Consider the following 22,669-nt stretch of genomic DNA (forward strand, 5'->3'; position numbering starts at 1 on the left):
ACGATAAAGACGACGCAGGCCATGACAATGCTGCGACGTCAGACAGGGAGGAAGACAAATGATGAAAACCGCAAAATAGTTCAGGATCTTCGCTCACTATACCTACCAAGGCCTGAAAAACGAAAGGAACTGTTGCATCACCCCTCGTGAACACGAGATGTGGTATGGCACTCTGGCAATTCCATTCCGGAGAGGGCAGCTGGAAAACGCAACGCAACAGTCCCTGCTAACCTCACGGCTTGTGCCGAGCATCGAGAGTTCTGCGTAGATCGAGGCCCTTTTCGCGACGATTGGCGACTGCCGCGATGATCCCTTTGGTAATTGCTATTGTTGATGTTGCTGTAGTTGGAACAGATTTCCTCGTGGCATTTGCGTAGAACACTACATTGGAAAACGTCGTCAGCGAACCGGTAGGTCGATCCGTGATGCAACGGATCTGAGGCCCTCTTTGATGGGCAAGTTCCGCTACTTCGAGCGTGGCTTCAGAGTCGTTGGGCATCGAGCAAGAGATCAGAAACGTCGTTCTCGTTGCCGCGCACGATTGTCCTTATCGCGGCATCTTGTTTCCCCAGCAGTCGGGCCCAGGGCCGTAAAGCAGTACGCCGATGACATTCACTCTGCAGCGAAGGTCAACTCGTGCCAGACCAGACCTTCGCAAAAAGCGCGGCGCATGCTGAGAAAGAGCCCATTTTTACCGATCCTAAGTTTTGTGCGGGTGTTCGCTTCGACTGTCGAACGAACCCTCCTGGGAGCGCATACTTCAGGAGGTCGCGTCTTTCAGGTATTCCTCAGCATAATCGCCAAGCCTGTCCAAGAACTGCGATCCCCCGATCCCGGTAAGCGACCTTTCCATTGATGCTTTCCGTGCTTCACTGAACTCCCAGGCTTTATCAAAAGTAACGGCATTCTGAGCATTCACGCTGGTATCTCCGGTGCCTAGATCAAGAGTTTTATAGATCTTGTCATAATTGAAAGCGTGCACGCTGGCGAAAACCTGAAGGTTCAGCTCGATTTCTCCGCGATTATACGCATCCGTCCACTTGGCCAGCAGATCGCTGCGCATGGTTTCCACCTCTTCATCGGTCATTTTCGCGACAGGACCCGTGGGCTTTTTCGTGCCATCAGATAGCTTTGCAAACTCATCACTCTGCGACATTTCGATTGCCCGTTGTGTCGACTTCACCTGACCCTCGACTAGGTTGTTGATGGCGTATTCCGCAAGCTCCGCATCCGTCATCTCAAGGAACTTCTCACCGATCAGGAACGAACTGCCTTTCAGGTTGGACGGGTCCAGGGTGGCAAACTCTGACCGAACAGCAAAGCTGGTTTTAAAATTTTCAGCGCTCCGTGTTTCCTTGGAAAGGCTCATCCTTTCCCCGATCGTGAAATCGCTGTGCTTGACGCTCTGCGGCAGCGGGCGCCCGATGTCCTCTTCGGCCATCTGACGGTAGGTTGTGTTGATGGTTTTCAACTCATTGCCGATAAGAGATCGGATATTGTCGAGAATTCTCTGAGTGGACTCCGACAACGCCACTGGAGCGGCCTGCGCCATGCGCGGGTCAGAATAGGTGCCGATCATATCCGTCTGTGTCGCAGGTGTAAAATAGCTGGCGGGCCTGGCGGGAAAAGCAGATTGGTGAGCTTTGGCCGCCCCTTGGAAAAGCGACACCGCATAAGAATTTACTGACTGATTAACCTGCATAACACACCTCTTATGATGGTCGGCTTTTGAAAACCGGACTGCACCCCTATGGAAGGTAGCCGAGCAAGTACTAAGAATGAATGAACCCCTCTACTTCAAGATCTTTCTGTTGTTCGCTTTTTCAAGAGACACGACCAAAGCTGATCGGCATTTTTCGAATTCACGAGGTTGATGCGACGCGGTCGTTGGCATAGCCGCAGCGAAGTAGCGCTTTGCCCTGTTCTGCCGCTTTTATACATCCCGCGATGATGAGCCGGTCTGGGTCAGAAACGCCTGACGTTTGGGCCAGTATTGACTGACAGACACGCGCGGCTGGATTCAGAAAAAAAACCGCTGCGCCGAGGCAAATGTACGCAACGTTCCACAAAGGAGAAGATCAATCCGTTCAAATAGATAAGAGCCGATTTGCCCTCACTTCGCCGCCTAACTTTGATCCGGTCCCAGAAAACGTCCTTGTTCCCGGTCAGCGTTTTCCGTTAGTTTTTTCGGCTGGAAAGGGGCGGAAACGCATGAAAACATCAAAGTTCACGAGCACATACAAAGCCTTCATCCTCCAAGCAGGTCGAAGAAGGGGCGACAGGGTCGGGAGCATCGGAATCTAAAGTCCGACGAGATCACGGTTCAGCTTCCGCGCAGCAGTCTCGTGTAAATCCGCCATGCGCGGCGAAAAACGGTAAGAATTTCGCCGAGGATAACGACCCAAAGCGTCAAATGCAGGATCAACATCGCGTCAACCCACACCGATAGAACCGCACCGGTGACAGCAGCGAAGGTGACGGCTGCCATGCGATGCTGCTTGGCCATGGGTCCTGCATAGTCGGCGTTCTGGCCGAGTGACACCCCAAAGGCCCGCAGATAGGCGATAAATACCGCCAGAACAGCAGCAGCCCAGCCCACCGTGGGCGCACCCGCTCCAATGCCAACGCCGACCAAAATCAGAATATCAGCCGGCCGATCCGGCACTTCGTTCCAGAACGGGCCAGTGGCGGTTGCCTGACCTGCTTCCACTGCGACCATGCCGTCGAAAAGATTGCACAACAACCGCAGCTGGACGAAGAGACCGGCAGCAACAAGAAAGGCGATGCGCAGCGCCCCCTCCGACCAGGCGACACCGGCAAAACACAGTCCCGATAGTGCAGCGAAGACGACGCTCGCCGCCGAGATCTGGTTGGGTGTGACATTCGCGTCTGCCAGCCGACGTGTGATGACCTGCGCCCACCCTGTACTGCGACTGTTGAGGGGGCGGCGGTTTTTGAGCTCAACCATCAGAAGACCTCTGTCTGAGATAGCAGTAGGTGAAGATGTAGACCCTCGACACCAGAAGGGGAACGGCCACCGTTGCGGTGCGCTCCGGCGTACCAGCCGCTGCATGTATCACAACCAAGACCGTGGCGGAAAACAAAAGCGACGCGCCGGCTGCCAGCGCCCAGTGTGGCAGGCTTCTGCGCAGGCGGTCTGCGATCGTCTTGAGCAGGCTGTCAGAATGCCCGACAGCAGCCCTTGCAGCACGCCGGCCTGCAAGCTTTCCGCCATCGGGTGTGCACGGTTCGCGAAGATGGCCCAACTGCCCATCAGTGCCGCTCCCATGGCAACATGAGGCCAGGTCTGCGCGGCCAGAAGGCGGATCATGTCCACCAGTATCGCGTCAGGTGAAAGAAGATCGGCGCGGAGAACACGACGGAATCGAGCCGGTCGATAAAGCCTCCATGCCCGGCAATCGCATGCCCCCAATCCTTCACCCCCCGGTCGCGCTTGATTGCTGACATCACAAGGCCACCGAGAAAACCCATAAGCGCGATCACAAGGGCCATGATCCCCGCCTGCACCGGCGTAAAGGGGGTGATCCAGTAGAGCGACGCCCCGATCAGCGTGGCCGATGCCACGCCACCGACAAACCCTTCAACCGTTTTAGACGGCGACAGGCGCGGCGCGATCTTGTGTCGCCCGATCAGTTTGCCCCAGACGTATTGCAACACATCCGAAAGCTGCACAACGACGATCAGGAAGGCGATCAGCAGCACACCGCGGCCTTCAAAGCCATCAATTTCCAGGGTCAGGAGTGCCGGGACGTGGCTGGCGCAGAAGACGCAGATCATGAGGGCCCATTGCACCTCGGCCACCCGTATCAGGAAATCCTCGGCCTCACCGCGCAAGGCGGAGATGATTGGCGCCAGTAGGAAACAGTAAACCGGTATGAAGATCGAGTAGATCCCGTATTCCCCGGCCCAAACCAGCCAGTACTGGAACGGGATCGCGACGAAAAAGCTGAGGACGAGGGTCCAGTGATCCGCCCGGCGCGCATTAGTCAGGGTGACGAATTCCCGCAGGGCGGCAAAGCTGCACAGCGCAAAAAGGATCACGACACCGGTGCGGCCCGCCAGAAACGCGATGCTGATCAGGATCACCATGCCCCACCATGCGCGGATGCGGGCCGTCAGGTTCTCGATCGCCGCGTTTTCGCCGTTCGGGGAATACGCCCTCTCCAGAAGGCTACCAATCAGGCTCGCCGCAACCAGCAATGCCACGATCCCGAGGAGAAGAGTGACCAGATCCGGGATCATACATCGTCTCGCGACAATTCGAGAAGCGCGTTGCGTGTCCGATCCAGAAAGGCGTCTTTGGCATCCCCGTCAAGCCGCTGTGGCGCCCCGAAGGTCACCTTGCACAGAAGCGGCACAGGTACCACTTCGCCCTTGGGCATCACACGATTGAGGTTCTCGATCCAGACAGGCACAAAATCGACCTCGGGACGCGCGCGTGCCAAATGGTAGAGCCCCGTCTTGAAGGGCAAAAGCCTCTCATCGGTCAGGTTGCGCGTACCTTCCGGAAAGATGATAAGCGACGATCCCTCGTCGAGCGCCTCGGCCATCTGTGCCACCGGAGCTTCCTTCGGGCTACTACCAGTGCGGTCGATCAGTACAGCGTTGAAGACATGTCGACCGATGAAGCTCTTGAGCTTGGTTGCCAGCCAGTAATCAGCCCCTGCCACAGGTCGCACACGATCCCGCAGGCGGCGTGGCAAAACGGCCCAGATCAGGACAAAATCGCCGTTGCTGGCATGATTGGCATAGTAGACCCGCTGCCCGGGCACCGGTTCCACACCTTGCCACTCGGCGCGGACAGCGGTGATGAGACGCGCGAATAGTTCGATTGAGCTGGCCAGAAAGCGCGCCGCAACGCGGGTCGGAAAGGGAGTGCCAGACGTCATGGTGCCTATGCTAACTACGTGGTGCGGCGAAGAAAAGGCTTCCACCAAACAAACCTCGGCGGATGGCAAAGAGCGCATCGGGCGCACATCGAAGATGGGCCAGCGTGACCTGCGACGCCTTCTTATCATTGGTGCAGCGTCTGTCGCACGCTGGGCTATTCGGCAGGGCACGGATCAGGACGGTTGGCTCGGGCAGATGCTGGCCCGCAAACCAAGGATGCTCGTAGCCGTAGCTTTGGCCAACAAGATGGCTCGAACCGCCTGGGCTTTGATGACGAAGAACGAGAACTACAAGAATCCGGCACTTGTCTGACCCCTCGGGGTGGCTTTTGCCGGTCATGTGAGAAGGACAGAGGTAAAGTAGGGACAAACGGTCAACGAGACGGGATCGGGAAAACCAGGCTGCAGGCCGTGCGCCTTTGAGCGCGCGTATCCGAGTTGGACCTGATCCGCGCATCTCCATACGGGCCCGTGGCGTGTTTGAGCCACATTCAGAGGCCCAACACACGACAGCACCTGACCACATGCTCATACACGCCAAAAACTTCTTGCATTCACCGGGGCGTCCACACACGGCCTGTTGGCTGACCGCGGGTCGTGGCCTTGCTGGGGTTACGCTCGCGGTGCGTAAATCAGCGGCAAGGTCAAGGAGGACCGAATGGGCCGTGCAGGCCAAGTCAAACCCGTTGGAACCGGCATCAGCAACAACTTCTGTTGTGCTGGAACAGCACAGGCACTTGGCAAGTGCCCGATACCAACTGGAAGACTGCAGTGAAATTAGGTCTTGCCAAAACCGGTTTCGGTCATCAGCGTAAGGCTTAGGGAGAGACTCTTGACTGCAAATGCTGAACCATTATCGAATGATCGGGTCGCGATGCGGGTTACGATTTGCGACATGGCTGACGCGTTGGGATTAACCAAATCCACAGTTTCGCGCGCGCTGAACGGCTATCCGGACATCTCTGCGGCGACGCGGCTTCGCGTCAAACGGATGGCAGAGAAACTCAACTACCAACCGCTCAGTCATGCCCAGGCAATCAAGACGGGGCGCACGCGGTCGCTTGGACTTGTCCTGCAACTTTCAGACCATGATGCGCAACGACCTTTTCTGGCGGAATTTCTTGCAGGTCTGTCTGCAGGCGCCAGCATGGAGAACCACACGCTAACAGTTGCCTCGGCGGATAACGACACACACCTGATTGAAACGTTCCGGAATCTGTTGCGGGACGGGAAAGCTGACGGTTTCGTACTGCCAAGGGTGATGGTGGACGATCTGCGGGTTAACATGTTCCGCGACGCCAACGTCCCCTTCGTTTTGTATGGGCGACAGGACAACGCTGCCGGATGTGCCTGGTTTGATGTCCGCGGTGAAGATGCAATGCGTGACGCTGTGCTGCACCTTGCAGGCCTTGGGCATCGTCGTATCGGGTTTATCAATGGCGGGCTGATCTACAGTTATGCCGGATTGCGGCGCAAAGGTTTTATGCGGGGCATGGCAAAGGCAGGCTTAGCTGTCGCACCGGAGCTGGTTCTCGAAAATGCCGTGACCTTTGATTATGGGGTCTTTAAGGGCGCACAGCTTCTTGATTTGGCAAATCCGCCCACGGCAATTGTTTGTGCCGTCGACCGGGTCGCCTTGGGCGTTTACCGGGTTGCGGCTGACCGGGGCCTGCAAATCGGGTCCGATCTTTCTGTGATCGCCTATGACGGCAGTCAGGAGGGGGCGCATGCCCGACCGCCTCTGACGACTTTTTCAGTGGATAACCGTGAGGCGGGTGTCAGGCTCGCCACTCTGCTTATCCGCCGTGTTCGCGGCGAACCGGCAGAGGCGCTCCGAGAAACCGCTGCAGCGACCTTCTCGGAGCGTGGGTCAACGGGGCCCGCAAGACACACGCAATGAACGCAGGATCACAAGTTAAAGTGGGAGTAAGACAATGAAAGTAAATGTAAAAAAACTCATGCGGACAAGCGTGGCTATGGCGCTTGCCCTGTCAGCATCGGTGGTTTCAGCGGAAGAGCTGCGGTTCTGGACAACGGAAGAGCAGCCCGAGCGCCTTGCGCGCCAAGAAGCCATGGCGGCTGATTTCGCGGCTGCGACGGGTCACACGGTGGAGGTGATCCCGGTCTCTGAGAACGATCTTGGCACCCGTGCCACGGCCGCTTTCGCTGCGGGCGATTTGCCGGATGTCATCTATCATACGCTTCAGTATGCAGCGCCTTGGGCCGAAGCAGGTATTCTTGATACCGACGCCGCCACAGACGTTGTTGAGGCGCTGGGCGCTGACACCTTCGCGCCGGGCGCCCTTGCCATGGCGGCCACGGCAGACGGCTATGCGTCGGTGCCCGTGGATGGCTGGACCCAGATGCTTGTCTACCGCGCCGATCTCTTTGCGGAGAAAGGGTTGGAGCCCCCCAATTCCTACGCGAATGTTCTTGCCGCTGTGGAAGCGCTGCACAACCCGCCTGAAATGTATGGGTTCGTTGCAGCGACCAAGATTGACGAGAATTTCATGAGCCAGGTTCTGGAGCATGTGTTCCTCGCGAACGGTGTCTCGCCCGTTGGGCCTGATGGCGTGCAAGAACTGGATGAAGCGGCAACCGTCGAAGTGCTTGAATTCTACAAAGCGATTGCGGAGGCCTCGCCACCGGGTGATTTGTACTGGGATCAGTCTCGCACGCTTTACTTCAGCGGTAATGCGGCGATGATCATCTGGTCGCCTTTCATCCTCGATGAATTGGCTGGTCTGCGGGACAGCGCCCCGCCCACAATCAACGATGATCCGACCTCAACAGATTTGGCGGCTGCGACAGGTATCGTGACCAATTTCGCAGGCCCATCCAACCCGGATGGGGCGGCATGGGGAGACGTCCGCTACTTCGGGATCACGTCTGACGCGGCGACAGATGCGGCGATGGAGTTTGTCGAGTACTCGCTGAACGAAGGCTATGCATCCACACTGGCGATTGCGCCCGAAGGCAAGTTTCCCGTGCGGCGCGGAACGGCGGATAACCCGACAGAGTTTGCAGATCTATGGGCCACGCTGGACGTGGGCGTCGACCGCAAAGCGCCGCTGGGCGATTTGTATGACGCTGCCATGATCGATGAAATCGTGGGCGGGCTCGATGTGGCGAAACGCTGGGGCGTCGCCGAAGGTCAGCTGTCGGCCGCTTCCGCAATCATCAACAGCCAGGTGATCAACCGTCTGGTCCGCGAGTTTATTGACGGGGAGCGGGATGCCTCTGCAACCGTCGCGGAACTCAACAGTGCCATCGCTGCTGTCCAGTAGGTCCTGATAACCAAAGGGGTGTCTGACGCGGGCACCCCTTTCTGCGCAACAACGCCAGTAGAAACCACCATTGCAGGAGGGGCCCCATGGCAGAGCTTCGGCCACCTGTCGGAACCGGACCTTTGGCCAAACGCGAAGCGCGACTGGCCTGGGGTTTGCTGTTTCCCACCCTTGCAGCGGTTGCAATGGTCGTGATCCTGCCATTGCTCGCGATCTTCTGGATCTCTTTCAAACCTGTAGAACTTGGCGATTTGCGCGCGCCCGAGGTCGTGCTGCGCGAGGACATTCGCGGCGATGCCGCAGCCGTGGGGGACATTCCGACGATCCGCTACCGCCTGCGCAATTCCTCTCAGGAACAACCGATCACAGGCGTTACAATGTCAGACATCATCCCCGAGGGGCTTGTCGTTCTGGAACTTGATGAACGCTGTGTGCAATCGGGCCGGGCCCTGGACTGCGATCTGGGGGATTGGGCGCCCGGAACGCGAGAGACATTGACCATCCCTGTCGAGGTCGAGAAAGCCTATCTCGACAACGGTTTGCGCCCTCAAGACAGCCCGGCCACGACGACTGGAACTTCGTCAAATGTGCTGACCAACAGCACCTTCACGCTGGACAACTTTGCCCGGATCTTCAACGGTGACGAATTCATGGAGGTGCTCTGGGTTACGCTGTTCTACACGGTTTTTGGCACCATCGGCGCGCTGCTTGTCGGTCTCTTCGCGGCCCTGCTGCTCAATAAATCCTTCAAGGGGCAGGGCATCCTGCGTGGCCTCTACCTCTTCCCCTATGTCGCCCCGGTAATTGCGGTGGCCTTTGCCTGGCTGATCCTTTTTGATCCGTTCTCCGGATCTGCCAATGCGCTGCTCATCCAGATGGGCGTCACCCAGCAAGCCATCAACTTTTTCGGTGAACGGCCACTGGCCCTTATTATGGTCACCGTCTTTGAGATCTGGCGTTACTTCCCGCTGTCCTTCCTCTTTATCCTCGCGCGCATGCAAAGCATTGATGGCGACATGTATGAGGCGGCGGATATGGATGGGGCCTCCCCATTTCAGCAATTCTGGTATCTCAGTGTGCCGCAACTGTTGGGCATCCTCAGCGTCCTGTTCCTGCTGCGCTTCATTTGGACGTTCAACAAATTCGACGACATCTTCCTGCTGACAGGCGGCAATGCGGGCACGCGGACACTGACAGTCAATGTCTATGAACAGGCCTTTGCAATCTCGAACATCGGCGCAGGTGCCGCTGTTGCGGTTGTCATCTTCGGATGTCTCCTGACGTTTTCTATCTTCTTCCTGAAATACATCAGCCAGGAGGAAGGTTTATGATCCGACGGGGATATCTCACCGGCCCGGTTCTCGGGGCCTTGTGGATGGTCGTTCTGTCCGTGACAGTTGCGGTGTGCATGTCGTTTGCCACCGGTGATCCGTTTCGCCCCGGTATTCTTTTGTCGCTTGCCTGGGGAGCACTGGCCGGAGGGGCGATGGTGTTCGCCGGCGGCGTCAAGCTGGTGCAAATCGGCATCGCTGTGCTGGTCGCTGTCTTGGGGCTTGCAGGTATCGGACCGATGCTGTCGGGCAGCGACGCAGGCTTGGCAGCGCGTCTTTTCGGGGCGGTTGCACTTGCCGCCGCGTTTGCGATGTCGCTTGCACCCATTCTGGATGAGGTCGTACCCGGTGTGCTGACGCGCCATGAATTTGAAGGCGCTGTGATCCGGTTCCTGACCGGGTTTGGCTATATCTTCTTCACTGCGATCGTGCTGATCCCGTTTTATGTGATGGTGATGACCAGCTTGAAGAACCAGTCAGAATTGATGCAGAACCCGCTCGACTTCTCCGTCGATGTCGGGCGTGGGGCAGAGCTCTTCCGATCCTACAATGAGTTGTTCACCCAGTTTAATTTCGGCACTTACCTGCTCAACTCGTTCTTCATATCAGTGCTGACCGTCTTTATCACACTCGTCTTCGCGATCCCGGGGGCCTATGCCATCGCGCGCCTGCGTTTCCGGGGGCAAGCGGCATTCTCCCGGTCGATCCTGTTGATTTACATGGTGCCGATGATCGTGCTGGCCCTGCCGATCTACATCGCGTTTTCGATGACCGGATTGCGGAATTCGTTCTGGGGCATCGTGATGATCTATCCGGTCACGACAATCCCGGTGGCGCTCTACATGCTGCAAGGCTATTTTCGCGGCTTACCTGGCGAAGTCGAAGAGGCCGGATTGATGGACGGGCTGTCTCGGCTGGCGGTGATCTGGAAGATCACTTTGCCCTTGTCGCTTCCAGCGTTGGCCTCGGTCTCGCTCTATGTCTTTATGATCGCGTGGAACGAGTTCCTCCTGGCCTTCATGCTGCTCGACGACCCGGCGAAATTCACACTCACGCGCGGCATTGCCGCGCTCAACTCCTCAGAAATCCCCAGACAACACCTGATGGCAGGTTCTGTGATCGCGACGGTGCCGATCATGGCGTTGTTCCTGGGACTGGAACGTTTCATGACAAAGGGCCTGACCGCCGGATCAGTGAAGGGATGAAGATGGATCTGAACGAAAGGGCGCGCCAGATCCTGCGCCAGAATGACAAGGGTGGCTATACGCTGCCGACACACGGGCTTTATCCCTATCAATGGAATTGGGACAGCGCTTTTGCGGCATGGGGCTTCGCGACGTTCGATATCCCGCGGGCGTGGGACGAGTTTGATACCCTGCTGGCCAGCCAATGGGAGACCGGCATGGTGCCTCACATCATCTTTCACGAACCCGACCCAAGTTACTTTCCGGGCCCCGACGTCTGGTCGACCGGGCAAAGCCCCGCAACCTCGGGCATTTCGCAACCTCCCGTGGCTGCGACCATGGCACGGTTGGTCTGGGAGTTGGACAAGGAGGCGGGCCGCGAAAGGCTGGCTGCGATCTATCCCAAGCTCGTTGCATGGCACAGGTGGTGGCATGAGGTAAGATGTGTGTACGGGCCCGCGGCGATTATCCATCCATGGGAAAGCGGCCGCGACAACTGCCCGGACTGGGATATCGGCATGCAGGGGGTCGATGGGTCCAAGGTCGGATCTTATACGCGGCGGGATACCGGCCATGTCGATCCCGCGATGCGGCCCCGAAAGGAGCAATACGATCGCTACATTGCGATGGTCCAGTTTGGCGTAAGCGTCGGCTGGGATCAAAAGCGGATCGTCTCGGAGGGCCCCTTCCTGATGGCGGATCCGGGGATCACCTTTATCCTGTTGCGGGCACATGAAGACCTGATCGTTCTGGGTCGGGCCCTCGGTGAAGACACCGGCGAGATTGTGGCTTGGGCGGAAACCCTGCGCGCTGCCTTGCCGGAGATATGGAACCCCGCCCTCGGCGCTTATGATGCACGCAACCTGCGCGACGGAGCCTTCGCGGGGGTTTTGGGGTCCGGCGCGCTCCTGGCATATCTGGCCGATGCCGGGACGCCGGCGTTGGACGCGCACCTGATGCGTGTGTGGGATGCTGTGACGTACGGGATACCCTCTGCGGATCCGCAAGCCGATATCTTTGACGCCCGCCGCTATTGGCGCGGTCCATCGTGGCCGTTCCTGAACGCGCTGATCGCGGTCGGATTTCGCGACATGGGCCGCCACGACCTTGATGCGCGTTTGCGCCGCGAAACGGCTGAGGCCATCGCCAAAGGCGGGTTTGCAGAATACTTCGACCCGCATGATGCAACACCCTGCGGCGGCAGCGATTTCACCTGGACAGCCGCCATCTGGCTGACCTGGGCGGGTCGTGATGCAAGAGAAGTCCGGGGGGCCGCCTGATGCCGTCAATTACGCTCAAGGCCGTCGAAAAATGGTTTGGCGACGCTCAGGTCATCAAGGGCGTGGATCTTGCCATTGAAGAGGGCGAATTCGTCATTTTTGTCGGCCCGTCCGGCTGCGGCAAATCCACATTGTTGCGGATGATTGCAGGTCTGGAGGAGACCTCTCGTGGGCAGATCCTCATCGGAGACCGCGATGCAACTGCGGAACCGCCCAGCAAACGTGGGCTTGCGATGGTGTTCCAGTCCTACGCGCTCTACCCGCATATGTCTGTCCGCGACAATGTCGGCTTTCCTCTGAAGTCGGCCGGACTTCCGAAGACGGAGATTGACGCCAAGGTCGGCGAAGCCGCACGTGTGCTGAAACTCGATGCCTATATGGATCGTCGCCCCAAGGACCTCTCCGGCGGCCAGCGCCAGCGTGTCGCCATCGGGCGGTCGATTGTGCGTGATCCAACGGCGTTCCTTTTTGATGAACCGCTCTCGAACCTGGACGCGGCATTGCGGGTAGAAATGCGTTATGAAATCGCCAAGCTGCATCAAACCCTCAAATCGACGATGATCTATGTGACCCACGATCAGGTCGAGGCCATGACGCTTGCGGACCGCATCGTCGTGTTGGAATTCGGCAAGGTCGCGCAGGTTGGCAGCCCGAGGCAGCTTTATGAGAAGCCTGCAAACCTATTTGTCGCCCAGTTCATCGGGTCGCCTCGTATGAATGTCGTTGACGCCGCAGCCGCGCCGCAGGTTGATTTGCCGCCAAGGGCATCAGCCTTCGGGGTCCGCCCGGAACATATCACCTTGGTCGATGCCGGTACGGGCAGGATTGATGGTATTGTCGATGTCTTGGAATACCTCGGCGCCGATACCTTTGTCATCGTGTCTTGTGGCGCGATAGGACAGTTAACGGTACGCGTCAGCGGAAGCACGTCCCTGAGACCCGGCGATGCGGTTGGTCTCCGCTTTGAAGACGAGCACATGCATGTTTTTGATGCCAAGGGGCTTTCCCTCAGCGTTCACTCCAGTTGACCGGTTGAGCTGCGTAGGGACAGTCATTCCCGGTTGCACGAGGGGTGCCCTGAAAGCAATGATTGCGCCCGGGCGAAAGGCGCTTTTTTGGCGCTACCATTTCGATGGCACTTCTGTTCGTTTGGCAAAAAAAGGCGTATGGAAAAGCTGCATCATGGCAACCCGATGCGACGCCAAAGTGAACTATGGGCGGCAAGCCTCATATCACTCCGTTTTTGTTGAACGCGCCCTTTGTGGGAATGGCGCGATTCTACCCTACCGGATATCTCCTCTTCGGGTACGCAAGCGTAGTTTTCCGCCCGCAGTCGTAAGCGACACCTAGATGTCTGGACCGCCCCAAATTCTGTTGTGGAAATCCCGCCGCAGCACAGTCATTGCACAGCAAATTCGAAGCTATGATGCCTGCACGTTGCAGGCCCTGTTCCGCTATCGGTTGCCTGACAGCTCCTGGTCTCCCTACAACTCGATTAAAACAGTGCTCTCGGCTCAATGCGACAGCCTGGGCTAAGCTGAGCAGAACAGCATCACGCAGCCTGTGCTTTCTGAGTGGCCTCGCCGGAGTGGTTCGGGATTTGGAAACTGCCTATGTCTGAATTGAGGCTGATTGCTGCTTGTGCAAGTACAGTGCTCGCCGCGAACATCTCTTCGAACATGGCCGCGTTCTGTTGGGTCGCCTGATCGATCTGTGAGATTGCCGTATTTATCTCACTAATGCCGCTGGACTGTTCATTCGCGGATAGTGCTATTTCACTCATTTGCGAAGATATCTCACTGATCTGCGTTAAAATCGAAGTCAGTGCTTCTCCGGTATCACCAACAAGGCTTACGCCACGTTTTACATGATCTCCGGACGCGGATATCAGTGTATTGATTTCAGACGCAGCTTCTGAAGATCTTTGCGCCAAAGCGCGTACTTCTGATGCGACAACAGAAAAGCCCTGACCTGCTGCGCCCGCTCTTGCCGCCTCCACACCGGCATTAAGCGCCAGAAGGTTTGTTTGAAAAGCAATGTCCTCAATCACTTTCGTGATGCTTGAAATCTTGGAGGAAAATTCATCAATCAAATCCATGGCTGCGACAGTTTCTTCAACAACTTTGGAACTCGCTTCGGCGTTTGATTTTGTAGTGCGAGCAATGTCATCGACTTTTCGTGCACCCTCAGCCGCTGACGTGACTGAAACCGTCAGCTCATTTAGCGCCGCAGCAGTTTCCTCAAGGGTTGCTGCAGTCTTTTCCGTCCGGCTGGAGAGGCTGTTTGCCGAATTCGCAATCTCTTCTGACCCACCTGCAATGGTTTCACTTGTCCCCGCAATGGAGCGCATCGAGGCAGCAAGCTTCCGGGCCGTCTCATTGAAGTCCTTCCGAAGCTGTTCATATCCCTCGCTAAAGGTTTCGTCTATGGTGGTACGCAGATCGCCTGAAGCCAGCAATTTGAGGCCATTCGCCAGAGAGCTAACAACGCGGTTTTGATCTTCTTCACGTGCCGCACTTTCTTCATCGGCTTTGCGGCGCATCTCTTCACGCTCGGCGATCTCAGCACGTTCACGATCCCGTTCTTTTTTCTCGCGCTCTTCGGCCTCAACTCTACGACGCTCTTCAGCTTTTCTCTGCTCCCGCTCTTGCTCTTCTGCGGCCAAACGCGCCGCGGCTTCCTCCTCTTCCAAACGTTTCTTGTCGATCAGGCCCTCCCGAAAGACCTCCAAAGCCTGCGCCATCTCACCGATTTCACCTTTTGAAGCTCCTGCAGTGATGAAATCGACATCAACATCACCATTGGCCATGTTGCGCATCTTTTTCACCAGATCCTCCAGCGCCCGTGAGATACGTCCACCAAACAGCCAGGCTGCGACCGCGCCCAGTAGAAGCGCCACCGCTCCTGCAAGCATCGCCATGGTATTCATGCGGGTCGACAACTGATTGTATCCGATAAGAGGAACCATGATATGCGCGACACCGACCTGATTTCCCGCAAAGTCGTTGATGACTGCGATGGATGTCCTGTAAGTCGCGCCGCCAATTTCCACATCTGTCGGGCGATACGCCTTCTGAGCAGCCTGAACGACGTTCTCCGCTGACAACAGCGGGTCGCTTTCAAATGTTGACGCGACACGCTGAATGCTGTCGTCATCTGCTGAAAATGCTCCAATTCCAAGATCAGGCAGCGTGTAAAACTCTACCTGCCTGTCAGAGCCTTCAACGAGGGACTGGAATACCGGCTCGTCCAACCGCAACCCGATCTCCACCGTCCCGACATGCGCACCATCATGGGAAACGGCACTTATTCCCCGGATGCCCAAGCCGGCCCTGCCGCGTTCGATGCCAGCAACAGACGTTTGCGTGCGATTTGCTTCAACCACGGTGTTTCGGAAATCGGAAAGATCGTCCCCGAACTTCTCTGGCCTGTGGACGCGGAACGCGGAGAGCGCCTCCGGGGTGTGAAATTGAAACTGCGCAATGCCATGCTTGGCTTTCATGTTCGCAAAACCGGGAACGAACAAGCTGTCCAAAGTCGCACGATCGTTTGCGGCCAGTGCTGCGGCCGCTTCCGGGATACCGGCAATCATTGCGGCCAAGCTGCTTGCCCGGTCAATTCTGGCTTCGATGACCCGACTAAGCTCGTTTTCGAATTGTGCCAGCTCTCTATCGCTGCCTTCAGAGACGAGATCTCTACTCCCGATCAGCATTGGTGCGACAGCAACAATGGCCGCAAATCCGGAAGCCATCACGATGGCCAAGATGATCTTCAATTTCAGGGACATTTCACTTAAACCTCAAGCTTCTTTGGCAGCATAACCCAGGCTATCTTATAGTTCCCTGTCTTAATTTACTGTTAGAGCCGCCATCGGGCATGAAGAGCGTATCGCCGACGAAAGCCGCGTCGCCCATCACATGGACCATGCAGGCTGGCGTGTAACCGGGCGTGTAGATGGCAAAGGCTGAAATATTCCCGATCTGATAGATGTCACCATCCTAAAACAGCGCATCGAACTGGCTGCCGTCACGCTGGAATTCGGTGCCTTCGTTGAAGACCTTTCCGAAGGTATCCTGCACCACCATGATCCTGGACCCGATGCCGATCCTGCCCCCCAGCTTTTGCTGGATATAGGGCGCGGCACTGAGGTGGTCGGCGTGGACGTGGGTCTCGATAATCCACTCCAGTGTCAGATCCTGCGTCTCGATCTGGCGGATCAGTTCATCCGCATGGTCATAGGTGATACGGCCTGCGGCATAGTCGATATCCATAACGCTATCGACAATGGCACAGGCGTCGGAGGCCGGATCTTTCACAAGATAGCTGATCGTGTTTGTCACCTCATCGAAGAAGGCCTGCACATCCGGTTTGATGTCCATGTTCACGGGATAGGCTGTCATGTTTTACTCCATTTCCTGGGTCCGCATGTATCAGGCTGCGGCACCTGCGCGACTGATTTTGGCCAAAAGGCGGCGCAGAACGAAACCGACAACGACAGCGACGATGAACAACACCACCTCCCACCGGCCGGTCCCCAAGGCCGGCAAGGCCGCACCGGGGCAGAACCCCGCGATGCCCCATCCAATGCCAAACAGGGCGGAACCGCCAATGAGGCTTCCGTCGATCTTTGTTGAGGTCGGGACTTGGAACCGGTCACCGAACAGCGGTGCATTCCTGCGCCAGACAAGCCGATAACCGACGAAGGTGATGACCAAGGCACCCCCCATCACAAAGGCAAGGCTTGGATCCCAGGTCCCTGCGACGTCAAAGAAGTTCAGCACCTTGGCCGGGTTCATCATGCCAGACAGGGCGATACCGATGCCAAAGATCAGTCCGGTGAAAAGCGCATAGACAAGTTTCATAGGCTACCCTCCGAAGACATGACGGATCAGGAAAACGGTGAGTGCGGCCGTGACCATAAACGTCGGCACAGCGGCCAGCGACCGAACCGACAGGCGCGACAAACCGCATACCCCATGGCCGGAGGTACAACCTGATCCGAGGCTGGCACCAAAGCCCACGATCACGCCGCCGATGACGATCATCGTGGGGCTGACCGGCACATCTACCGCGGGCATCGTGCCGGTGAGACCAAAGATCAGGCCCGGAGCCATGACCATGCCAACCACCATCGCCAGACGCCAAGCCGCTTCTTCCTTGTTGTCCGCGAAAACAAGGCCGGACATGATGCCTGTCGCGCCGAGGATGCGGCCAAGGCCCAGCATCAGAAAGACGGCCCCCAGTCCGATCACCAAGCCACCGCCGAAAGAGGCAAAGGGTGTGAAATCTGTTTCCATGGATCAGGTCCGGCAGGTCTTGAAACCAAGGATCGCATAGATCGGACAGACGCGGGTGGCGGCAACGACCAGCATCACGACCCCAACGAGGGCCGCACCGTATTTCAGCATCGCGCCCTCGAACGCAGGCAGGCCGCTGAGAAAGGCAAGATATAGGAGACCCAGCCCAAGGGCCGCACGCAAGACCCGGTCAAGTGTTCCAACATTGGTCGACATGATACCCTCCAGTCATTAAAGCTAGAGGTTAGATATAAGTTTGACTTGGCGCTTTCAGTGACATTGTCACCGAAGTCGAAAAATCCGAATAGATTTGTCAGTCGCTGGTTGCGAGATCCATCAATGCGGGCTTGTTCAGCAGCGCAATACGACCGCGCGACTGCGCAATCATCTCGCGCTTCTGGAAATCCTGCAAAACCCGCGAAATGACTTCACGGGCCGTGCCCAGCTCGCAGGCCAATTGCTGATGCGTCGCTGAGATCTCCTGGTCGTCTCCCGCCAGAGCCAAAAGCCGCTCTGTCAGGCGCACGTCAATCCGGCCAAACGCGACATCATCAACAACACGCAGCAGGTCGATCAAACGGCGTGAATAGGCCGCAAAGACAAAGTTGCGGAAAGCATCTTCTTCTGCGGCAAGCTGATCAAAAGCAGGCTTGGGCAGAACAACTACCTTGATGTCGGTTTCCGCAATGCCTTCGGCGTTGTAAGCTTCTTCGGCCAGCATGCAGGCTGTTGTGAGCACACAGCTTTCCCCGGCATCGACGCGGTAAAGCACGATTTCACGACCGTTGTCTGATGTTTGCGACACGCGTATCCGGCCATCGTAAAGAAAGAAGAGGCTATCGGGGATATTCGTCGGGCCGAAGACCTGCGCTCCCTTCTTCAGATGGATCACGCGGGCGACCTGGATCAGCCGGTCACGCACTGCGCGTGGCAGCGCGCGTGTGCCCTCGAACCGCTCTGTCCAGTCGAAGGTCTTCATCGCGCCTTGCGCATCGGTGCGACAATGCCCTCCTCCAGTGGCGTGATCCGCGCCAGAAGCTCACCCCTGTTCGCTGCAATATCTGCGAGCGTCAGATCATCCAGAACCGCCATGAAAGCACGCGCCGCCTTCTGCAACGCGCGCGACAACTTGCAGATCCCGATCAAGGGACAGGTGTTCACCTTGGGGTTGAAGCACTCAACCAGGTCAAGCGGCCCTTCGGTCAGCCTGACCACGTCCCCGACCACGATATCAGCGGCTGGTCTTGCCAGTCGAAATCCACCGCCACGCCCGCGCTGCGTTTCCAGATAACCCGCGCGCCCAAGCTCATGCACGATCTTCACGATATGCGGTCGTGCGACGCCATGTACCTGTACGACGTCGTCCACGCGGATCAGATCGGGAGCCTTCAGGGCGGCCAATTGCAGCGATCTGAGCGCATAATTCGAATACGATGTCAGCTTCATAGATCACCTCTTCCTTAAATATCTATCAAATTTATAACTTTTGACAAGTTAAGTGACATTGTCACTGAATGTGCAAATTTCCCGTCATAGGTCTTCCGTGAAAGACCAGACAGAGGAGATTGCGATGACTTTGCTTCTTGGAGATACGGTTCCCGACTTTTCTGCTGACACAACGCTTGGCCCAATCACGTTCCACGACTGGATCGGCGAGAAATGGGCTTTCTTTTTCAGCCATCCGGTTGATTTCACGCCCGTCTGCACCACCGAAATGGGCCGTACAGCGCAGCTGGCTGAAGAATTCGCCGAACGCTGTGTAAAGCCGATTGGGTTGTCGACCGATGACGTGGGCGAGCACCTCAAGTGGGGTGAGGATGTGAACGACACCCGGAGCACAACGCTGCGTTTTCCCATTGTCGCTGATCCGGATTGCCGGATCGCGAAACTCTACGAGATGATCCACCCCGGCGAATCCGTGACTGCCGCAGTGCGCGCGGTCTTCATCATAGACAGCGACAAGAAGCTGCGCCTGTCGATGACCTATCCGATGACTGTCGGTCGCAACTTTGACGAGATCCTGCGGGTCATCGATGCGCTTCAGATCAGCGCCCGAAAGAGGGTCGCGCTGCCCGCGGACTGGCGGCCCGGAGACCGCGCAATCATTCCGCCATCGGTGTCGGACGCCGATGCGGCCGCGCAGTTCCCGAAAGGGTTCGAGACGACCCGCCCTTACCTGCGCACCGTCGATATCGACGCCGCCTGAATCATCAGACCCGCCCCGGCCACTGCCGGTGTCCGGGGCGTCTTGCCGACCGACAGAGGGACCAAGAGCATGTTAGAAAGCTTTTCCGCCGAGACGCTGGCCCGCATCCAGTTTGCGTTTACGGTGTCATTTCACATCATCTTTCCGGCGTTCTCCATCGGGCTGGCCAGTTATCTGGCCGTACTCAACGGTTTGTGGATGAAGACGCGCGACGAAACCTATCTGACACTGTTCAGGTATTGGAAGAAGATCTTCGCCGTCGCCTTCGGCATGGGTGTCGTCTCGGGCATCGTGATGTCCTACCAGTTCGGGACGAACTGGTCGGTGTTCTCCGATAAGGCAGGGCCGGTGGTGGGTCCTTTGATGGCCTATGAGGTCCTGTCCGCATTCTTCCTCGAGGCTGGTTTTCTTGGGATCATGTTGTTCGGGCGCGAACGCGTCGGAGAGAAGCTGCACATGTTTGCCACGGTCATGGTGGCCTTTGGCACCTTGATGTCGGCAACCTGGATCCTCAGTGTGAACAGTTGGATGCAGACGCCGGCGGGCTACAGCCTCAACGCGGTTGGCCAATTCGTCCCCGAGAATTGGTGGGAGATCGTTTTCAACCCATCATTCCCTTATCGCCTGGTGCACATGGTGCTTGCGGCCTACCTGACCACGTCGCTTGTCGTGGGCGCCGTTGGTGCGATCCATCTGCTGCGCGACAGGACCGACAAGGAAGCCCGCCGCATGTTCTCCATGGCGATGTGGATGGCCGTGATCGTGACGCCGATACAGATTTATGCCGGTGACGTGCACGGGTTGAACACTCTGGAACATCAGCCTGTCAAAGTCATGGCCATGGAAGGGCACTATGACAGCCACCCGCAGGGCGCGCCCCTCATTCTGTTCGGCATCCCGAACGAAGAGGAAAAGCGCATCGATTATGCGATTGAAATCCCCTATCTCAGCTCGCTGATCCTGAAACACAAATGGGATGCACCGCTGGAAGGGCTCGATACCATCCCGGATGACGAAGAGCCGCCCGTGGCAATCGTCTTCTACAGCTTCCGCATCATGGTGGGTTTGGGATTTGCAATGCTCGGCTTGGGGCTGTGGTCGCTATGGTCGCGCTGGCGCGGGACCATATATGAGGCACCTTGGTTGCACCGCGCGGCCGTCCTGATGGGCCCCACCGGCTTTGTTGCCGTGCTGGCGGGCTGGATCACGACCGAAGTTGGGCGCCAGCCCTATACCGTCTATGGCGCTCTGCGCACCAGCGACAGCCTGGCCCCTGTGGATGCACCTGCCGTGGCAACCTCGCTTGTGGCTTTCATCGTGGTGTACTTCTTCGTGTTTGGCGCGGGCACGTTCTACATCCTTCGGATGATGAACAAACGCCCCGCAACGCCCAAGCTGGGACTGCGAGATGGGCCAATCCGGACAGCGGGCATTACGCCCGCCCCGCAAGTCGACCCAGACTTCATCCCCGGCGAATAAGGAGAGCCCGACATGGTTTTTGATCTTGCGTTCATCTGGGCTGGGCTGATTGCCTTTGCCGTACTCACCTATGTGGTCCTTGATGGGTTCGATCTGGGGATCGGGATCCTTTTCCCCTTCGGCAAATCCGAGCAGGATCGGGATTTGATGATGAACTCAGTGGCGCCCGTTTGGGATGGGAACGAAACATGGCTCGTCTTGGGCGGTGGCGGTCTCTTTGCGGTCTTCCCTCTGGCCTATGCGATTGTCATGCCTGCGCTTTACATGCCCATAACGCTCATGCTGCTGGCGCTGGTCTTTCGGGGCGTATCATTCGAGTATCGCTGGCGCACGACCCGCTGGAAGGGCATATGGGATGCGGCCTTCTTCGGCGGTTCCTTTATCGCAGCACTCTGCCAAGGCCTTGCGCTGGGAGCCCTGGTGCAGGGGATCGAGGTGGACGGCCGCGCCTATGCCGGTGGTTGGTTTGACTGGCTGACGCCTTTTTCCGTGCTGACAGGGTTCGGTGTCGTGATTGGCTATGCCCTTCTGGGTGCCACGTGGCTGGTCCTGAAAACCGAAGATGACATCCAGGTCCAGATGCGGGGCTACGCATGGTGGCTTGGTGCTGCGACCCTGTGTGTCATCGGGCTCATCAGCATTGTGACCCCGTTCCAGGATCCGGTGTATTTCGACCGTTGGTTCAACCTTCCCGGCAGCCTCTGGTCCATGAGTGTGCCGCTGGTGATGGTGGGGCTGGTCTGGTCGTTCTTCACGGGGTTGAATGACCAAAGCGATCTGCGCCCCTTCCTGTCGGCGCTCGGTTTTTTCGTGGTGAGTTTTGTCGGGATCGGCATCAGCTTTTACCCGATGATGGTCCCACCGTCTCTGACGATCTGGGAAGCAGCCGCGCCCGACAGCAGTTTGGCGTTTGCCCTGGTCGGTGCGGTGGTGCTGATCCCGATCATCCTTGGCTACACGGGTTATGCCTATTGGGTCTTCCGCGGAAAAGTGGATCCAGCCGGGGGGTATCACTGATGACCCAGGACCGCAGCACCGCAAAGAGATGGCTTTGGTTCATCGGTCTCTGGCTGGCCAGCGTCACCACACTCGCCCTCGTCGCATTTCTAATCAAGCTTACTCTCTAGAAAGGAAAACACCATGAAACGTGCTCTACCTGGCCTTTGTGCCGCCCTCACGCTTGCAACCACCGCCGCAGCAGAGGAGACGCCGGATCTCGTGACGGTCCTCACCTCAGCCGAGCCGCAAACCCAACTGATGAGCATGGTTCTGACCATGCAGTCCATCCAGCAGGGGGCCAGCGCGCATATTCTGCTATGTGGTCCAGCCGGCGATCTGGCGCTGAAGGACGCGCCGGCGTCGGCGACCGCACCCCAGAAGCCTCGCGACATGAGTCCGCAAGGCTTGATGCAAAGCATCATGGAGACCGGCGCGTCCGTCGAAGTCTGCGCTATCTATCTTCCGAATAAGGGGGTGGGTGCTGACGCTTTGCTCGACGGTGTGACGCCCGCGCAACCTCCGGCAATGGCCGCGCGCCTGCTCGCTCCGAACGCGCGCATTATGTCTTTCTGAGATGGCACCGCACGCGATCTTGAACCTCCTGATAAAGATATTTTTTGCCTTGACGCAGGACGCTTGTAGATTCATCGAGGCACGGACCTTGTCGGTTACCACCGGTCGTCGGGCCTCTCGCTC

Annotated in this window: 21 protein-coding genes and 2 pseudogenes; 11 read left to right on the forward strand and 12 right to left on the reverse strand. The window is 57.6% G+C overall.

The features are described from left to right. Positions 1–232: 232 nt before the first annotated feature. From H7847_RS27185 to H7847_RS15490, 5 genes are all read right to left on the reverse strand, one after another. Positions 233–514, reverse strand: a complete 282-nt coding sequence (locus H7847_RS27185; RefSeq protein WP_227270481.1) for a hypothetical protein — start codon at positions 512–514, stop codon at positions 233–235. Positions 515–760: 246 nt separating this feature from the next. Next, the gene (locus tag H7847_RS15475) at positions 761–1,702 is read right to left on the reverse strand and encodes a hypothetical protein (protein ID WP_227270387.1); all 942 of its coding nucleotides are present in this window, start codon (positions 1,700–1,702) and stop codon (positions 761–763) included. Between the two features lie 621 nt (positions 1,703–2,323). After that, a complete protein-coding gene (locus H7847_RS15480; RefSeq protein WP_227270388.1) occupies positions 2,324–2,968 on the reverse strand; it encodes a CDP-alcohol phosphatidyltransferase family protein in 645 nt (214 codons plus the stop codon). Positions 2,969–3,327: 359 nt separating this feature from the next. Further along, positions 3,328–4,263: a phosphatidate cytidylyltransferase gene (locus H7847_RS15485; protein WP_227270389.1), complete on the reverse strand. Its 936-nt coding sequence runs from the start codon at positions 4,261–4,263 to the stop codon at positions 3,328–3,330. Further along, complete coding sequence (locus tag H7847_RS15490) at positions 4,260–4,910, reverse strand: lysophospholipid acyltransferase family protein (protein WP_227270390.1); 651 nt, start codon at positions 4,908–4,910, stop codon at positions 4,260–4,262. Before H7847_RS15490 ends, H7847_RS15485 begins: the two co-directional genes overlap by 4 nt. Before the next feature lie 46 nt (positions 4,911–4,956). Here H7847_RS15490 and H7847_RS15495 point away from each other — a divergent pair. From H7847_RS15495 to H7847_RS15525, 7 genes and pseudogenes are all read left to right on the forward strand, one after another. Beyond that, positions 4,957–5,223: pseudogene (locus tag H7847_RS15495) on the forward strand (IS110 family transposase); the annotation flags it as partial. Positions 5,224–5,742: 519 nt separating this feature from the next. Continuing rightward, positions 5,743–6,810: a LacI family DNA-binding transcriptional regulator gene (locus H7847_RS15500; RefSeq protein ID WP_227270391.1), complete on the forward strand. Its 1,068-nt coding sequence runs from the start codon at positions 5,743–5,745 to the stop codon at positions 6,808–6,810. 34 nt (positions 6,811–6,844) lie between these two features. Then, entirely contained in the window at positions 6,845–8,197 is a 1,353-nt protein-coding gene (locus H7847_RS15505) for an ABC transporter substrate-binding protein (protein ID WP_227270392.1), read from the forward strand. Between the two features lie 86 nt (positions 8,198–8,283). Next, entirely contained in the window at positions 8,284–9,528 is a 1,245-nt protein-coding gene (locus tag H7847_RS15510) for a carbohydrate ABC transporter permease (RefSeq protein WP_227270393.1), read from the forward strand. Next, entirely contained in the window at positions 9,525–10,733 is a 1,209-nt protein-coding gene (locus H7847_RS15515) for a carbohydrate ABC transporter permease (protein ID WP_227270394.1), read from the forward strand. Before H7847_RS15510 ends, H7847_RS15515 begins: the two co-directional genes overlap by 4 nt. A gap of 2 nt (positions 10,734–10,735) precedes the next feature. Continuing rightward, positions 10,736–11,992: an MGH1-like glycoside hydrolase domain-containing protein gene (locus H7847_RS15520; RefSeq protein WP_319799774.1), complete on the forward strand. Its 1,257-nt coding sequence runs from the start codon at positions 10,736–10,738 to the stop codon at positions 11,990–11,992. Beyond that, entirely contained in the window at positions 11,992–13,020 is a 1,029-nt protein-coding gene (locus tag H7847_RS15525) for an ABC transporter ATP-binding protein (RefSeq protein ID WP_227270396.1), read from the forward strand. The genes H7847_RS15520 and H7847_RS15525 overlap by 1 nt, the downstream gene beginning before the upstream one ends. A 524-nt stretch (positions 13,021–13,544) precedes the next feature. On the opposite strand, the gene H7847_RS15530 is transcribed toward H7847_RS15525, so the two are convergent. The 7 genes and pseudogenes from H7847_RS15530 to H7847_RS15560 all read right to left on the reverse strand — a co-directional run bounded on the left by H7847_RS15530 (position 13,545) and on the right by H7847_RS15560 (position 18,735). Continuing rightward, entirely contained in the window at positions 13,545–15,779 is a 2,235-nt protein-coding gene (locus H7847_RS15530) for a methyl-accepting chemotaxis protein (protein ID WP_227270397.1), read from the reverse strand. Between the two features lie 73 nt (positions 15,780–15,852). After that, positions 15,853–16,392: pseudogene (locus H7847_RS15535) on the reverse strand (MBL fold metallo-hydrolase); the annotation flags it as partial. 30 nt (positions 16,393–16,422) lie between these two features. Next, positions 16,423–16,854: a DUF6691 family protein gene (locus H7847_RS15540; protein WP_227270398.1), complete on the reverse strand. Its 432-nt coding sequence runs from the start codon at positions 16,852–16,854 to the stop codon at positions 16,423–16,425. Between the two features lie 3 nt (positions 16,855–16,857). Then, positions 16,858–17,289: a YeeE/YedE family protein gene (locus tag H7847_RS15545; protein ID WP_227270399.1), complete on the reverse strand. Its 432-nt coding sequence runs from the start codon at positions 17,287–17,289 to the stop codon at positions 16,858–16,860. A gap of 3 nt (positions 17,290–17,292) precedes the next feature. Next, on the reverse strand, positions 17,293–17,505 hold the full coding sequence (locus tag H7847_RS15550) for a YgaP family membrane protein (protein WP_227270400.1): 213 nt from the start codon (positions 17,503–17,505) through the stop codon (positions 17,293–17,295). Between the two features lie 97 nt (positions 17,506–17,602). Beyond that, positions 17,603–18,268 carry a Crp/Fnr family transcriptional regulator gene (locus H7847_RS15555; RefSeq protein ID WP_227270401.1) on the reverse strand — a complete coding sequence of 222 codons (666 nt, stop codon included), beginning with the start codon at positions 18,266–18,268 and terminating at the stop codon, positions 17,603–17,605. Continuing rightward, positions 18,265–18,735, reverse strand: coding sequence for an Rrf2 family transcriptional regulator (locus H7847_RS15560; protein WP_227270402.1), 471 nt, complete (start codon positions 18,733–18,735; stop codon positions 18,265–18,267). The genes H7847_RS15555 and H7847_RS15560 overlap by 4 nt, the downstream gene beginning before the upstream one ends. A 124-nt stretch (positions 18,736–18,859) precedes the next feature. On the opposite strand from H7847_RS15560, the gene H7847_RS15565 reads away from it, so the two are divergent. From H7847_RS15565 to H7847_RS15580, 4 genes are all read left to right on the forward strand, one after another. Next, entirely contained in the window at positions 18,860–19,495 is a 636-nt protein-coding gene (locus H7847_RS15565) for a peroxiredoxin (RefSeq protein WP_227270403.1), read from the forward strand. A 69-nt stretch (positions 19,496–19,564) separates the two neighbouring features. Further along, positions 19,565–20,974 carry a cytochrome ubiquinol oxidase subunit I gene (locus H7847_RS15570; RefSeq protein WP_227270404.1) on the forward strand — a complete coding sequence of 470 codons (1,410 nt, stop codon included), beginning with the start codon at positions 19,565–19,567 and terminating at the stop codon, positions 20,972–20,974. Positions 20,975–20,986: 12 nt separating this feature from the next. Next, on the forward strand, positions 20,987–21,991 hold the full coding sequence (cydB, locus tag H7847_RS15575; protein WP_227270405.1) for a cytochrome d ubiquinol oxidase subunit II: 1,005 nt from the start codon (positions 20,987–20,989) through the stop codon (positions 21,989–21,991). Positions 21,992–22,114: 123 nt separating this feature from the next. Further along, a complete protein-coding gene (locus H7847_RS15580) occupies positions 22,115–22,546 on the forward strand; it encodes a hypothetical protein (RefSeq protein ID WP_227270406.1) in 432 nt (143 codons plus the stop codon). Positions 22,547–22,669: the final 123 nt, after the last annotated feature.

It is taken from the genome of Roseobacter weihaiensis (assembly GCF_020622345.1).
In the GTDB taxonomy this organism is placed as follows: domain Bacteria; phylum Pseudomonadota; class Alphaproteobacteria; order Rhodobacterales; family Rhodobacteraceae; genus Roseobacter; species Roseobacter weihaiensis.